This window comes from Pseudoalteromonas sp. Z1A8, assembly GCF_011378855.1.
GTDB lineage: Bacteria > Pseudomonadota > Gammaproteobacteria > Enterobacterales > Alteromonadaceae > Pseudoalteromonas.
Map to the genome: position 1 here is coordinate 52347 of NZ_WTLB01000014.1, position 14566 is coordinate 66912.

Here is a 14566-nt window from a genome sequence, read left to right on the forward strand (position 1 = left end):
AACTAAATAGCGAATTTTTTGCCTAGCTACCAACACGTTTTTCCGCCCTCAAAATAGATCATTTAATTAAGCGAATTAGTATAAATTACAGACATTAAAAAATCCGATATCAGTCACCTGATATCGGATTTTTAATTATTTAAATCAGATTAATAACTCTGGTTATTAACTCCGATAAAACACCTTTTTAGGCTCGAATTATAATCCTAATTTCTTCTCAAGATAGTGGATGTTAGTGCCACCATTTTTGAAGTTTTCATCTGCAAGAATTCTTTTATGCAAAGGAGTATTAGTTTTAATTCCGTCAATTACTAGCTCGTTAAGTGCATTGCGCGCGCGGGCAATAGCTACGTCACGGTTTTCACCGTAAGTAATTAACTTACCAATCATTGAATCGTAATGTGGTGGAACCGTATAGTCAGCGTAAATATGGCTGTCCCAACGAATACCTAAACCACCAGCAGGATGGAAACGTGTAATTTTACCCGGTGAAGGAATAAACGTTTCAGGATCCTCAGCATTAATACGACACTCAATAGCATGACCACGAATAACAACGTCGTCTTGAGTGAATGATAAAGGCTGGCCCGCTGCAATTTTTAATTGCTCTTTTACTAAATCGATACCAGTAACCATTTCAGTTACAGGGTGTTCAACCTGAATACGCGTATTCATTTCGATGAAGTAAAACTCGCCGTTTTCGTATAAAAACTCAAACGTACCTGCACCGCGGTATCCAATTTCGATACATGCACGTGTACAGCGCTCGCCAATGAATTTACGCGTTTCAGCAGTAATTCCTGGTGCTGGCGCTTCTTCAACTACTTTTTGGTGACGACGTTGCATAGAACAATCACGTTCACCTAAATGTACTGCATTACCTTGGCCGTCAGCTAATACTTGAACTTCGATATGGCGTGGGTTTTCTAGGAATTTTTCCATGTAAACCATGCTATTACCAAAGAATTGCTTAGCTTCTTGCTGTGTTAATGCAATTGAATCAATAAGTTCAGATTCGCTGCGAACAACACGCATACCACGACCACCACCGCCACCAGCGGCTTTGATGATTACCGGGTAACCGATACGCTTAGCGATTTGCATGTTGCGTTCTTTATCATCTGATACCGGGCCGTCTGAGCCTGGTACACATGGAACGCCTGCTTTACGCATTGCTGCGATAGCAGATACTTTATCGCCCATAAGACGAATAGTGTCGCCACGAGGACCAATAAATACAAAACCACTTTGCTCAACTTGGTCGGCAAAATCAGCATTTTCTGCAAGGAAACCGTAACCAGGGTGAATCGCTACAGCGTCAGTTATTTCAGCCGCAGCAATAATGCGCGGAATATCTAAATAACTTTCAGTTGCTGATGGTCTACCAATACAGATGGTTTCATCTGCAAGCAATACATGCTTAAGATCGCGATCTGCCGTTGAATGCACAGCAACCGTTTTGATCCCAAGCTCTTTGCAGGCGCGCAATATACGAAGTGCAATTTCACCTCGGTTTGCAATGACTACTTTATCTAACATTAGAGTTGGCCTTTTAGGTTACGCTATTATTCAATGATGAATAGAGGTTGATCAAATTCTATTGGCTCGCCATTTTCAGCTAAGATAGCTCTTACTGTACCGGCTTTATCTGATTCAATTTGGTTCATCATTTTCATAGCTTCGATAATACAAAGCGTGTCGCCAACTTTAACTTGTTGACCAACTTCTACATATGCTGGCGCTTCTGGAGAAGCTGCAGAGTAAAAAGAACCAACCATTGGTGATTTAACTTGATGACCAGTAGGTTCTGCTGGTGCTGCCGCTTCAACTGCTACAGGAGCCGCTGCAACTGGTGCTGCTGGCGCTGGTGCATATTGCTGTGGAGCAAATTGCGGGTAACCTGGGCCTGCGCTCATGTTGTTACGATTAATACGTACTGATTCTTCACCTTCAGTGATTTCTAGCTCAGCAATACCTGATTCTTCTACTAATTCGATAAGCTTCTTTATCTTGCGAATATCCATTACACGACCCGCCTGTTAGTTGTTTGTGTGTTAATTTAAATTAAATTGCGTTTTGCAACCGGCTCACAGCGGCATTTAATGCTGCGTGATAACCCATTGCACCTAATCCACATATCACGCCTTGCGCTACATCAGAAAAGTACGAATGATGACGAAAGGCTTCACGTGCGTGCACATTACTTAAATGCACTTCAAAAAACGGAATATCAACACTTAGCAATGCATCACGTAATGCAACGCTTGTATGCGTAAATGCAGCAGGGTTAATTATTATGTAATCAACCGCTTGCCAAGCACTGTGTATTCGTTCAATGAGGGCTTGCTCACTATTACTTTGAAAATGCGTTAACTCAACATCTAGACTATCAGCGGCACTTGTTAGTTCGCTCATAATTTCACTTAGCGTTTGAAAACCGTATTTATCCGGTTCACGTTTGCCAAGCATGTTTAAATTTGGACCATTTATAACCAAAAGGTTAAATTTTGCAGTCATAATACGCGATATATCCTATAAGTAATGAGTTAAGCGGTTACTAACTAGTTTTTCACTTTTAAGTAAGCAGAAAAAGCAATGTAGCAACAAATTCTCACGTTAACCAACTATTATAGTGATTTCGATGTAAATAGCAGCAAAATACTGGTCCAATCTCTATTTTGGGAACGCGAGGGGAGGCATGAATTAGAAAGCCACTCGGTATACCCAAGTGGCTGTGTTGCACTATTATTGTGCGCTGGCGCGCACTGTAGCAAGGTGTTTAGCAAAATCGTCAGCGTTTAAAAAGCCGGTTACACGTTGTGTACTTAACTCTTTACCTTGGGTGTTAAAAAACAAAATACTCGGTAAACCAAACACGGTGTACTCTTCCATTAGCTCAATTGTTTTATTATCACTGTCCGTTAAATCAACTTGAATTAGCTGATAATGGCTAAATTCACTTTGCACTTGGGCATCTGGAAACGTGTAATGTTCAAACTCTTTACACGCCACGCACCAATCTGCATATAAGTCGACCATAACCATTCGACCTTCATTATTCGCTTGCGCTACCGCTTCTTTTAGTTCAGCTAAATCAGCAACCTGTTTAAACTCATTACTTTGCGAGCTTACCTGTACAGATCGTACTTGTGCCGGCCAAAAGTAGTTTTTAGTTAACGTAAAGCCTGTAATAACGAGTAGCGTTGCAGCAAACCACAGCGCTGTTTTTAACTTGCTTTGCGTTTGACTGCTTTGCCAATGGTGTAAGTAAAGTGCTGTTGCTAATGCAAGCACACCTGCCATTAATAATATAATGTCGGCGCTTACTAGTCGCTCAAGTAATATCAGTGGCACTACAAGCATCACAAAACCAAACAAGGTTTTAACTTGCTCCATCCAACCACCCGCTTTAGGCAGCAATTTACCGCCAGATGTACCAAGTAATAACAATGGTAACCCCATACCTAAACTAAGCACGTACAGTGTTAAACCACCTACCAAGTAATCGCCGCTTTGCGCTACAAATAACAGAGCAGCCGACAACGGCGCCGTAGTACAAGGTGATGCTATTAAGCCCGAAAGTACACCCATTAAAAATACGCCAACGTAGTTGCCGCCTTTTTGGTTATTACTTACTTGGGTTAACTTGCTCATCATACTGCTTGGCAGTTTAATTTCGTACCAACCAAACATCGACATAGCCAATAATACAAATAATAAACTAAAGCTAATTAATACAAATGGATGCTGTAAATACCCCTGCACTTGCCCACCAAGTGCCGCAACAACTAAACCAAGCGCTGCATAGGTAACTGCCATACCCTGTATATATACAAACGACAGTGCAAAGGCTTTTTTAGTTGAAAGGTTTTGCTGGCCCGCAATTAAGCTCGACAAAATAGGAAACATAGGAAATACGCACGGCGTAAAAGCAAGGCCTACACCCACTATAAAAAATATGAGTAAATTAGTTATCAAGCTCTGACTTGCTAATTGCTCAGTAAAGGTGAGCTCTTTTTTGGTGTCATCTGAATTTGTTATGGGTTCAGTAGTAGGTTCAGTAGTTGGCTCATTAAGTGCTGCAAACGTATTGGTCGCAGACGCCGCTTCATCTGTAGCGCTATTTTGATCTACATTTTTAATCTGCGCGCCACTAATTACACTTAACGGAATACTAATAACTTCAGGCGGATAACAAAGCCCTGCTTTTGCACAGCCCTGATAACGAACTTTAACAACAGCGCCTTCGGTTATATTGCTTAGCTTACTTACAACACTCGCAGAATTGAAAAAGACTTCTGTTTTACCAAAAAATTCATCTTCAATAATTTCGCCACTACCAGAGTCACCTACTTGAATGCTTGCACCCTTGGCAATGATTTCTATTTTCTTTTTATATAAATAATAGTCTGGCGCTATATCCCAACCCACAAACAAGGTGCTGCCTTGCTGATCAAAGTCAAATACAAACGCTTGGTCTACAGGTAAAAAAGTGTGTTGAGGAGGCCCAAGTAGATCACCAAGCACATTATTAGTCGCAGCCTTTACAGGTACAGTTAATAATGTAACCAACAATAAAAAGAAAAAACGCATTAATTCAGTACCTCGTCCATCCAATTAAAATATGCCAAATTACCTGTTGATACTTCTACAACCTGAATCTCTGGCACTTCGTAGCTATGTAACTCTTTTATTGTTAAAAACACATCATTCATTTTATCTGCTTTTGTTTTTATAAGTAGCTTGGCTTCAGTTGCTTCTGCCACTTCGCCTTCCCACATATAAATAGAGCCCATGTTAGGTAAAATATTTACACAAGCAGCCAGTTTTTTTTCTACTAACGCCCTTGCTAGACTGCGTGCTTCTGCTTCGTCTTTGCAGGTCGTAAAAATCATTTTAAAATGCGTAGTCATTATGAACCTATACTTATTTAACAGTGTCTAGCTTCATAGTATCTGATAGCCGATACAATGTGTAGACGCTAAAATATCAGTAAAATGACGATACCTATGCCCTAACCTTGAAAAGAGACCTCGTCACCCTCATTTATATTTCATCAACTCTTTTGAGTGTCATTATTTAGAGAGCGTTATGTTTAGATTTTTATTTGTGTTGTTTATCATCATTCCTATTATCGAAATCGCCTTGCTGATTCAAGTAAGCGACGTGATTGGCGGATTTGCAACAATAGCACTGGTTGTTATTACTGCGATTTTAGGTGCCAAAATGGTTAAAACACAAGGTATGGGTGCGCTGCAAAATGTACAAGCGCAAATGGCGCAAGGGCAAATGCCAGCCAAAGAATTATTTACCGGAATATGCGTGGTAATTGCAGGTGTATTATTACTTACCCCTGGCATTATGACAGACGTATTTGGATTACTATTATTAACCCCTGCAATTCGTAACAAATTGGCTGCAGGCCTTGCTAGCCAAGCAACTGTTAGAATGAGCGCAGGTATGCAACAAGGGCCATCGCCGTTTGCTGGGCAGCAACATGCTGAACGAGAGCAAGGGCAAATGGAACGACCAACAACTATTGACGGCGAGTATGAGAGAAAAGATTAAAAATTTATCGTTTTTTCTCTTGGAATTTTACACTCCATCCCCATTAATGAATGCAAATTAGAAAAGCTTTTTTCTGTACTGTTCAGAAACTGTTAGGAGAACTAAAAAACATGAACATTCGTCCTTTACAAGATCGCGTAATCGTTAAACGTCTAGAAGAAGAAACAAAATCTGCTGGCGGTATTGTATTAACTGGCTCTGCAGCTGAAAAATCAACTCGCGGAGAAGTTGTAGCCGTAGGTAATGGTCGCGTTTTAGAAAACGGTGACGTGAGAGCGTTAGAAGTTAAAGCCGGTGACACTGTGTTATTTGGCTCATATGTTGAAAAAGTTGAAAAGATCGAAGGTCAAGAGTACCTGATCATGCGTGAAGATAATATTTTAGGCATTGTAGGCTAAACCTACTTTTCGTTTATAAACATTTAAGAATTTAGAGGAATTTAAAACATGGCAGCAAAAGAAGTACTTTTTGCAGGTGACGCACGCGCTAAAATGCTAACTGGCGTAAACATCCTAGCAAACGCAGTAAAAGTTACATTAGGTCCTAAAGGCCGTAATGTTGTACTAGATAAATCATTTGGCTCACCAGTTATCACTAAAGATGGTGTATCTGTAGCAAAAGAAATCGAACTTGAAGACAAGTTTGAAAACATGGGCGCACAAATGGTTAAAGAAGTTGCATCTAAAGCAAATGATGCAGCCGGCGATGGTACAACTACCGCTACAGTACTTGCACAGTCTATTGTTAATGAAGGCCTTAAAGCTGTTGCAGCAGGCATGAACCCAATGGATCTTAAGCGCGGCATCGACAAAGCAGTTATTGCTGCTGTTGCAGAGCTTAAAGCGTTATCTGTTCCTTGTTCTGATACTAAAGCAATTGCACAAGTAGGTACTATTTCAGCTAACTCTGATAAAGAGATTGGCGACATCATTGCACAAGCAATGGAAAAAGTAGGCCGTAACAGTGGTGTTATTACTGTAGAAGAAGGTCAATCACTTGAAAACGAACTAGATGTTGTTGAAGGCATGCAGTTTGACCGTGGTTACTTATCTCCTTACTTTATCAACAGCCCAGAAAAAGGCACTGTTGAACTAGATAACCCATTTATTCTACTTGTAGATAAAAAAATATCTAACATCCGTGAATTATTACCAACATTAGAAGCGGTTGCTAAAGCAAGTAAACCACTACTAATCATCGCAGAAGACCTTGAAGGCGAAGCTCTAGCTACATTAGTAGTTAATAATATGCGCGGTATTGTTAAAGTATCAGCTGTTAAAGCACCTGGTTTTGGCGACCGTCGTAAAGCAATGCTACAAGATATCGCTGTATTAACTGGCGGTACTGTAATTTCTGAAGAAATCGGCTTAGAGCTTGAAAAAGCAACAGTTGAAGACCTAGGTACAGCTAAGCGCGTAATTATCACTAAAGATGATACTACTATCATTGACGGTGCTGGTGAAGAAGCGGGTATTAGCGGTCGTGTCTCACAAATTAAAGCACAAATCGAAGAAGCAACATCAGACTACGATAAAGAGAAACTACAAGAGCGCATGGCTAAATTAGCTGGCGGTGTTGCAGTAATCAAAGTAGGTGCTGCTACTGAAATGGAAATGAAAGAGAAAAAAGACCGCGTTGAAGATGCATTAAATGCAACTCGTGCAGCGGTTGAAGAAGGCGTAGTACCTGGTGGCGGTGTTGCACTTGTACGTGCAGCTAGCAAGCTGGTTGATTTAGTTGGCGACAACGAAGATCAAAACCACGGTATTAAAGTTGCACTTCGTGCGATGGAAGCACCACTTCGTCAAATCGTAACAAATGCTGGCGACGAAGCATCTGTTGTAATTAACGCAGTTAAAGGCGGCGACGGTAACTTTGGTTACAACGCAGCAACTGGCGAATACAACGACATGATTGAAATGGGTATCCTAGATCCAACTAAAGTAACACGCTCTGCATTACAGTTTGCAGGGTCTATTGCGGGTCTAATGATCACTACTGAAGCAATGGTAGCTGAAATCCCAAAAGATGAAGCTGGTGGCGCTGATATGGGTGGCATGGGCGGAATGGGTGGTATGGGCGGAATGATGTAATCATCCCCTAAACACCTAGCTCAAATAAAAACCCAGCTTCGGCTGGGTTTTTAGCTATTGGGCACAAATAAAGTAAAAGCCACAGGTGTGGCTAATTAATAAAATGACTTCGCGTATCCCTTTGCTTCTTAAATGCATGCCAAGCCATACTCAGAGTTAATTTTATTTATTAAAAATTATTAAGGATATTAAGATGAATAAAAAACCTGAACTAATCATCTCATCACTCGATGCAGATAGATTGTATGACTTAATGGAATCATTGCCTGCAGGTAGCTTTGCTAACAAAGAAGAATTGGAAGCTGAACTGGCACGAGCAACAATAGTCGAACCTAAAGATATGCCATCGTCAGTTGTAACGATGAACTCAACTGTAAACTTTATTGTTGAGTCTTCTAAAGAAGAATTTACGTTAACCTTGGTGTACCCAAAGAACAGTGACTCTAGCGGCGATAAAATATCGATATTATCACCCGTTGGTAGCGCATTACTTGGGCTAGCTCAAGGCGACGAAATTGAGTGGCCAAAACCGAGTGGCGGCTTAATAAAAGTAAAAATAAAAGAAGTAACCTACCAGCCAGAACGTGCTGGTGAATTACACAGATAAATATTTTATGTACTTAGTACTAAAAAATCGGTTTAAAGTAGACCCAGCCTCGGCTGGGTTTTGCTTTTTATTATAAAGCAGATTGATACTGTTTAATTTATACCCATAACTAAGTTGCATACTGTGGGCATATACCCTGCATAATCGTTTACTAAACAACCTGAACTCTGGATAATAAATCTATTTCAAGCAGCTATTTTCAGCGCTCACTGCGTTGAATTTACTTACAATAGGCCAGCTATTGACGTGTAAGTTCGCCTTGTTTTCACTGAAAATTTCTGGCTAGAGAAAATAAATTTAAATATCACTATAATTCAATATTTTGGTAAATATCTTAACCAAAGTTCAGGTTAAATATGATAAAAAGCACATTTATTAAATAGTACGGAGTAAACCAAACATGACTAACGTTCAACAGCATATCGGCAGCATTGCATTAGTTATTAAGGACTACGATGAGGCAATTAAGTTTTACACTCAAAAGCTCAACTTTGAGTTAGTAGAGGATACTAACTTAGGAGAGGGTAGGCGCTGGGTGTTAATTTCACCTCCAAATTCAAACGGGGCTAGTTCAAACACTGCTAGTTCAAAAGGAGCTAATTCGAGCAAGACTAATCTGCTACTTGCTAAAGCCACAACGCCCGAACAGATAAGCGCTATTGGTAATCAAACGGGTGGTCGTGTGTTTTTATTTTTGCATACCAATGACTTTTGGCGCGATTATAATTTAATGCTTTCAAAAGGCGTTACATTTACCGAAGAGCCTCGAGTAGAACCTTATGGCACCGTAGTGGTTTTTGAAGACCTATATGGTACAAAATGGGACTTACTGCAGCTTAATAATTAGCAAGATAAAGTGACGCTTAAGCTCACGTCACTTTATTAACTAACTCTCTTACAATTGCGAATAAATCACTGGGTAGCATTCCCCTTTGCCCATCTCGCTCACTGGCGATATCACCGGCTCTAGCATGCAGTGTTACACCATAGCGTGCAGCTTCATCAATAGTTAAACCTTGAGCAAGTAAGGCACCAATAATACCAGTGAGTACATCGCCACTGCCGCCAACGGCCAGTGCTGGGTTGCCATCTTCACATACCCACGTTTGCTCAGCATTATCTATTAATGTTCCAGCCCCTTTTAATACACAAGTCGCGTTATAGCGTTTAGCGCAAAGGCGAGCATAATTAAAACGATCAGATTCGATTTCGCTGGTGCTAACACTCAGGAGTCGAGAGGCTTCACCTGGATGTGGCGTAAGTACGCATTGCTCTAACATATATGATGAAGCTTGCTTAGCCAGTAAGTTAAGTGCATCTGCGTCTATAACTAGAGGCATTTTATTGCTTTGGCAATATTGCATTACTTCATCGAATATTTGTTGTGCCCATTCGTCTTGCCCAAGCCCTGGGCCAATAACAACGCAGCTTGCCCACTCTAGCGCTTGGTGTAGGTTATTACTGCTTACCATAAGCTCTGGTCTACCAATGCTAATAGGCGTTATTGAGCTTCCGTGTGTATACACTCTTACCATGCCAGCTCCCGTTCTAAGAGCTGCTTCACTACTTAACCTAATTGCACCTGCAGTACCTTGGTTGCCACCAACACATAAAAGTTTACCGTGGCTTCCTTTGTGACTATTGATTGCTCGCGTGGCTATTCCTTTAAAGCTATTGATATTAATCAGAGTACCTGAAGATTGAGCGATACAAGTAAACGCATCGCCAATTGCTAAGTCATCAAATACTAACTTACCGCTATATTGTTTACCTGCCGTCGTTGTGAGCCCTTGCTTTATACCCACAAAAGTAACGGTTGAAGTCGCTTGTACTGCACACCCTAAAGGCAGCCCTGTATTTGCTTCAATGCCTGATGGAATATCAATGCTTATTACTGGCTTATTACTGTTATTTACAGCTTTAATTATGTTTGCAAAATTATCGCGTACGGTGCTTTTAAGGCCAGTACCAAGTAGAGCATCAATAACTATATCGCACTCATTAAGAATGTCTTTTGTAAAATGAGAAACTACCCCACCCGCTTCAATCCATAACTGCTGCGCTTTTGCTGCATCACCGGTTAATACTTTATTAGGCTCAGCTGCGCATACTGTTACCTCTTTACCTGACTGCATAATAAGCCTAGCTACAACGTAACCGTCTCCAGCGTTGTTACCATGACCAACAATGACTAATGTACGCTGTGCATCAAATAACTGCCATTGCTTATATACCGCCTCGCTTGCACGCTGCATTAGGGTAAATAAATCACAATGACTGTTTTTAGCAGCTAAAGCTTCATTGTCTCTTACTTGTTGTGCGGTAAATAAAGTTTTATTGAGCATGAAGGTTCCTATAAAGAGTGATACCTCACCTTATCAAATACTTATATCTAGCGGCTAGTTCTGTTGATAATTTTAAACCTCAATTTTATTTAAAATGTACTACCAAGCCAATTTGGTACGACTAACTTGACCACAGTTAACATGTGCACGACTAACTTGAGCAAGGTGAGCTAATTAAAGTACAATACAGTTAATTAAAGGCTTGGCTTACTTGTAACCCAAGCCTGTTTATTTTTAGGTAGAGAAAAACATGGCACAAACTCGCGGTAATTTATTTATTTTGTCAGCCCCTTCTGGTGCAGGCAAATCAAGCTTAATCAATGCGTTATTGAAAAATCACGCTGATATGAAAGTATCTGTATCACATACAACTCGCGCCCCTCGCCCAGGTGAAGAAAATGGCGTGCATTATCACTTTGCATCTACAGATGAATTTAAAGCGCTTATTGCCAAAGATGACTTTTTTGAATGGGCTCAAGTATTCGATAATTACTACGGCACATCAAAGCAGGCTATTGAGTCGCAACTTGATGCCGGTATCGATGTGTTTTTAGATATTGATTGGCAAGGTGCCCAGCAAGTTCGTAAAATTATGCCAAGCGTACAAACTATTTTTATTCTACCGCCTTCAAAAGAAGAATTAGAACAACGCTTAAATAACCGTGGCCAAGATTCGGCTGAAGTTATTGCCTCTCGTATGGCGCAAGCACAGTCAGAAACATCTCACTATAGTGAATACGACTTTGTAATTGTTAATGATGACTTTGAGACTGCACTTGCTGACATAAAAATAATTGTAATGGCTCAACGCTTAACACTAAAAGCGCAAGAAGATCGTCATCAAGTTTTACTAAATAGTCTGCTTAAATAATTTAAGCTTACTTAAATTAGGCTTAGGCAAGTAAAACTGATAAAAATTGAACACTGGCTATTGGCGAAAGTGGCTCCTTGGAGTAAACTACGTCTTTGCTTTTAAATTATTTTTGGAGTGCTGTGATGGCCCGCGTAACAGTTGAAGATGCAGTAGATGCAGTTGGTAATCGTTTTGACTTAATTTTAGTTGCGGCTCGTCGTGCCCGCCAAATTGCTGTTGGTGGTAAAACTCCACTAGTAGACCCTGAAAACGATAAGCCAACGGTAGTTGCTTTACGTGAAATTGAATTAGGTTTAGTTGATAGCGCTTCAATGGACTTAATTGACCGTGAAGAACAACAACACCAAGAAGCAGCAGAATTAGCTGCTGTTGCTGCCATTGTTGGTGGCAACCAATAATCGACCTCCCGGTCTGATTTAGCCAACGGCGCAGTATTTCTACTATAGCCGTTGGCAATCCTTTCATTTCATCGTATATTCGTAACTTACCTAATTTGCTTCACAAGAACATTGGAGTGTAAATGTATCTTTTTGAAGGTCTTAAAAAGAAAATTTCAGAATACTTGCCCGCTGCTGATGTAGAGCTGGTTCAAAAATCTTACGTGGTAGCCCGAGAGGCCCATGAAGGACAAACTCGCTCGAGTGGCGAACCTTATATTACTCACCCTGTTGAAGTAACCCAAATTCTTGCAGGCATGCACCTTGACCATGAAACGCTCATGGCCGCGCTAATGCATGATGTAATTGAAGATACTGATTTTAGCCAACAAGATTTAGCCGAAATTTTTGGCGAAACTGTGGCAGAACTCGTTGAAGGTGTAAGTAAGCTCGATAAGCTCAGCTTTAAAGATAAAAAAGAATTCCAAGCTGAAAACTACCGTAAAATGATTATGGCAATGACTCAGGATATTCGAGTTATTTTAATCAAGCTTGCTGATAGAACACACAACATGCGTACTTTAGGCGCACTGCGACCAGATAAGCGCCGCAGAATAGCGCGTGAAACGCTAGAAATTTATGCGCCAATAGCAAACCGTTTAGGTATCCACGATATTAAAAATGAGCTTGAAGACTTAGGTTTTCAAGCTTTATACCCTATGCGTCATCGTGCACTTAAATCTGAAGTTGCAAAAGCACGGGGTAATCGCAAAGAAGTTATTACGAATATCCAACATGAAATAGAAGCACGTCTTGAAGAGTCAGGTATTAAAGCGACTGTGTCGGGCCGTGAAAAACATTTATATAGTATTTATAAAAAAATGCTTAATAAAGAACTGCTATTTAACGAAGTTATGGATATTTACGCGTTTAGAATTGCAGTTGATTCTATGGATACGTGTTATCGCGTATTAGGTGTGGCTCACAGTCTTTATAAGCCTATTGAAACACGCTTTAAAGATTATATTGCGGTACCAAAAACAAACGGTTACCAATCGCTTCATACTTCATTAGTTGGCCCACACGGAATACCTGTTGAGATTCAGATTCGTACTCACGATATGGATCAGATGGCCGACAAAGGTGTAGCGGCGCACTGGATGTATAAAAAATCAGGTGATGGTGCCGGTAATACGTCGCAGCAACGTGCTCGCCAATGGATGCAAAGCTTATTAGAGCTTCAGCAAAGTGCGGGTTCATCATTTGAATTTATTGAAAACGTAAAAACTGAGCTATTCCCAGAAGAAATTTACGTATTTACGCCAGATGGTCGTATTGTTGAGCTACCAATGGGTGCTACCGCAGTCGATTTTGCTTATGCAGTACATACAGATGTAGGTAATACCTGTGTAGGTGCTCGCGTTAATCGCAAGCCACACCCTTTAAGTAAACCACTCGATACAGGGCAAACCATAGAGATAATAACAAGCTCAGGCGCCCACCCTAATGCGACTTGGCTAAACTTTATTGTTACTGGTAAAGCACGTTTAGGCGTTCGTAATTACCTAAGAAGCCAACATCACGAAGAAGCAATGCTTTTAGGCCGTCGTTTACTTGATTCTGCGTTAGGCGAAAACAAACTCGATAGCATTGCTGATGAAAATATAGCAAGAGTGCTTGAAGAGCATGAACTCTCTACAGTCCTTGAGTTATTGGTAGAAATTGGTTCTGGTAACTTAATGAGCATGTTAATTGCTAAGCGCTTATTACAAAATGACAATGACGACTTAACTGATATAACTAACCAAGCCAAGGCGACCATTATTGGTACTGAAGGCATGCTAGTTAATTACTCTAAGTGTTGCCGCCCAGTACCAGGCGATGCCATTACGGCTCATATAAGCCAAGGTAAAGGCCTGACTGTTCATCGCCAAGAATGTAAAAACATTCGTGGTTGGGAAAATGAACGCTCTAAATACTTAGTTGTAAAATGGGACGATAACCCAGAAAAAGAATATATTGCAGCTCTGAGAGTTGAAATTATTAATCATCAAGGGGCGCTGGCTAAATTAACCAATGTGGTTGCTACTACTCAGGCCAATATTGTAGAAATTACCACCGACGAAAAAGAAAGTAATTTATACGTGATAGATTTAGGGGTTACCGTTAAAAACCGTATCCACGTTGCTAACATTATGCGCCGCATTCGCGTTATGCCTGATGTACAAAAAGTCTATCGTAAAAAGTAAAATAGGAAACACATGAATAAAGCATTTATCTCTACCGACAAAGCACCTGCAGCTATTGGCACTTATAGCCAAGCAGTTAAAGTAGGTACCGCTGTTTATTTATCTGGTCAAATTCCATTAGTTCCAGAAACGATGGAAATGATTTCAGAAGATTTTAGCGAGCAAACGCATCAAGTATTTAAAAATATTGCTGCGGTATGTGAAGAAGCAGGCGGAAAAATTCACGATTTAGTTAAAATCAATATTTACCTAACTGATCTATCTAACTTCGCCACTGTAAATGAAGTGATGAGCCAATACTTTAAACAACCTTACCCAGCTAGAGCTGCATTAGGTGTTCGTGCACTACCAAAAGGTGCGCAAGTTGAAATAGACGGCATTATGGAATTACCTTCTACTAACTAAGCTTTACAGGCTATGGCTCTACCCCATAGCCTTATTTCCCTCTTAAAA

Annotated in this window: 15 protein-coding genes; 9 read left to right on the forward strand and 6 right to left on the reverse strand. The window is 40.4% G+C overall.

Annotated elements, in window-relative coordinates; translation table 11 throughout:
• Window positions 1-198: 198 nt before the first annotated feature.
• From accC to cutA, 5 genes are all read right to left on the reverse strand, one after another.
• Entirely contained in the window at window positions 199-1539 is a 1341-nt protein-coding gene (gene accC, locus GQR55_RS07555) for an acetyl-CoA carboxylase biotin carboxylase subunit (RefSeq protein ID WP_165728302.1), read from the reverse strand.
• 26 nt (window positions 1540-1565) lie between these two features.
• Window positions 1566-2024, reverse strand: coding sequence for an acetyl-CoA carboxylase biotin carboxyl carrier protein (gene accB / locus GQR55_RS07560; RefSeq protein WP_007580042.1), 459 nt, complete (start codon window positions 2022-2024; stop codon window positions 1566-1568).
• Window positions 2025-2064: 40 nt separating this feature from the next.
• Window positions 2065-2517, reverse strand: a complete 453-nt coding sequence (aroQ, locus tag GQR55_RS07565; protein ID WP_166420101.1) for a type II 3-dehydroquinate dehydratase — start codon at window positions 2515-2517, stop codon at window positions 2065-2067.
• A 228-nt stretch (window positions 2518-2745) separates the two neighbouring features.
• Window positions 2746-4593 carry a protein-disulfide reductase DsbD gene (locus GQR55_RS07570; RefSeq protein WP_166420102.1) on the reverse strand — a complete coding sequence of 616 codons (1848 nt, stop codon included), beginning with the start codon at window positions 4591-4593 and terminating at the stop codon, window positions 2746-2748.
• Window positions 4593-4913 (reverse strand): divalent cation tolerance protein CutA, encoded by a 321-nt coding sequence (cutA, locus tag GQR55_RS07575; protein ID WP_002958839.1) that lies wholly within the window; start codon window positions 4911-4913, stop codon window positions 4593-4595. Before cutA ends, GQR55_RS07570 begins: the two co-directional genes overlap by 1 nt.
• Before the next feature lie 178 nt (window positions 4914-5091).
• On the opposite strand from cutA, the gene GQR55_RS07580 reads away from it, so the two are divergent.
• The 5 genes from GQR55_RS07580 (at window position 5092) to GQR55_RS07600 (ending at window position 9115) form a co-directional block, all read left to right on the forward strand.
• Window positions 5092-5568 (forward strand): FxsA family protein, encoded by a 477-nt coding sequence (locus tag GQR55_RS07580; RefSeq protein WP_007580034.1) that lies wholly within the window; start codon window positions 5092-5094, stop codon window positions 5566-5568.
• Between the two features lie 110 nt (window positions 5569-5678).
• Entirely contained in the window at window positions 5679-5966 is a 288-nt protein-coding gene (locus GQR55_RS07585) for a co-chaperone GroES (RefSeq protein WP_007580032.1), read from the forward strand.
• A 48-nt stretch (window positions 5967-6014) separates the two neighbouring features.
• Window positions 6015-7661, forward strand: a complete 1647-nt coding sequence (gene groL, locus GQR55_RS07590; RefSeq protein ID WP_166420103.1) for a chaperonin GroEL — start codon at window positions 6015-6017, stop codon at window positions 7659-7661.
• A gap of 193 nt (window positions 7662-7854) precedes the next feature.
• Window positions 7855-8268 carry a nucleoside diphosphate kinase regulator gene (rnk, locus tag GQR55_RS07595; RefSeq protein ID WP_166420104.1) on the forward strand — a complete coding sequence of 138 codons (414 nt, stop codon included), beginning with the start codon at window positions 7855-7857 and terminating at the stop codon, window positions 8266-8268.
• Between the two features lie 400 nt (window positions 8269-8668).
• Complete coding sequence (locus tag GQR55_RS07600; RefSeq protein WP_166420105.1) at window positions 8669-9115, forward strand: VOC family protein; 447 nt, start codon at window positions 8669-8671, stop codon at window positions 9113-9115.
• A gap of 22 nt (window positions 9116-9137) precedes the next feature.
• On the opposite strand, the gene GQR55_RS07605 is transcribed toward GQR55_RS07600, so the two are convergent.
• The gene (locus tag GQR55_RS07605; RefSeq protein ID WP_166420106.1) at window positions 9138-10613 is read right to left on the reverse strand and encodes an NAD(P)H-hydrate dehydratase; all 1476 of its coding nucleotides are present in this window, start codon (window positions 10611-10613) and stop codon (window positions 9138-9140) included.
• Between the two features lie 250 nt (window positions 10614-10863).
• Between GQR55_RS07605 and gmk the strand changes: the two genes are divergently transcribed.
• The 4 genes from gmk to GQR55_RS07625 all read left to right on the forward strand — a co-directional run bounded on the left by gmk (window position 10864) and on the right by GQR55_RS07625 (window position 14518).
• Window positions 10864-11484, forward strand: a complete 621-nt coding sequence (gmk, locus tag GQR55_RS07610; protein WP_166420107.1) for a guanylate kinase — start codon at window positions 10864-10866, stop codon at window positions 11482-11484.
• Between the two features lie 125 nt (window positions 11485-11609).
• Window positions 11610-11885, forward strand: a complete 276-nt coding sequence (gene rpoZ / locus GQR55_RS07615; RefSeq protein ID WP_007378835.1) for a DNA-directed RNA polymerase subunit omega — start codon at window positions 11610-11612, stop codon at window positions 11883-11885.
• A 122-nt stretch (window positions 11886-12007) separates the two neighbouring features.
• Window positions 12008-14113: a bifunctional GTP diphosphokinase/guanosine-3',5'-bis pyrophosphate 3'-pyrophosphohydrolase gene (spoT, locus tag GQR55_RS07620; RefSeq protein WP_166420108.1), complete on the forward strand. Its 2106-nt coding sequence runs from the start codon at window positions 12008-12010 to the stop codon at window positions 14111-14113.
• A gap of 12 nt (window positions 14114-14125) precedes the next feature.
• Complete coding sequence (locus GQR55_RS07625; RefSeq protein ID WP_007580015.1) at window positions 14126-14518, forward strand: RidA family protein; 393 nt, start codon at window positions 14126-14128, stop codon at window positions 14516-14518.
• Window positions 14519-14566: the final 48 nt, after the last annotated feature.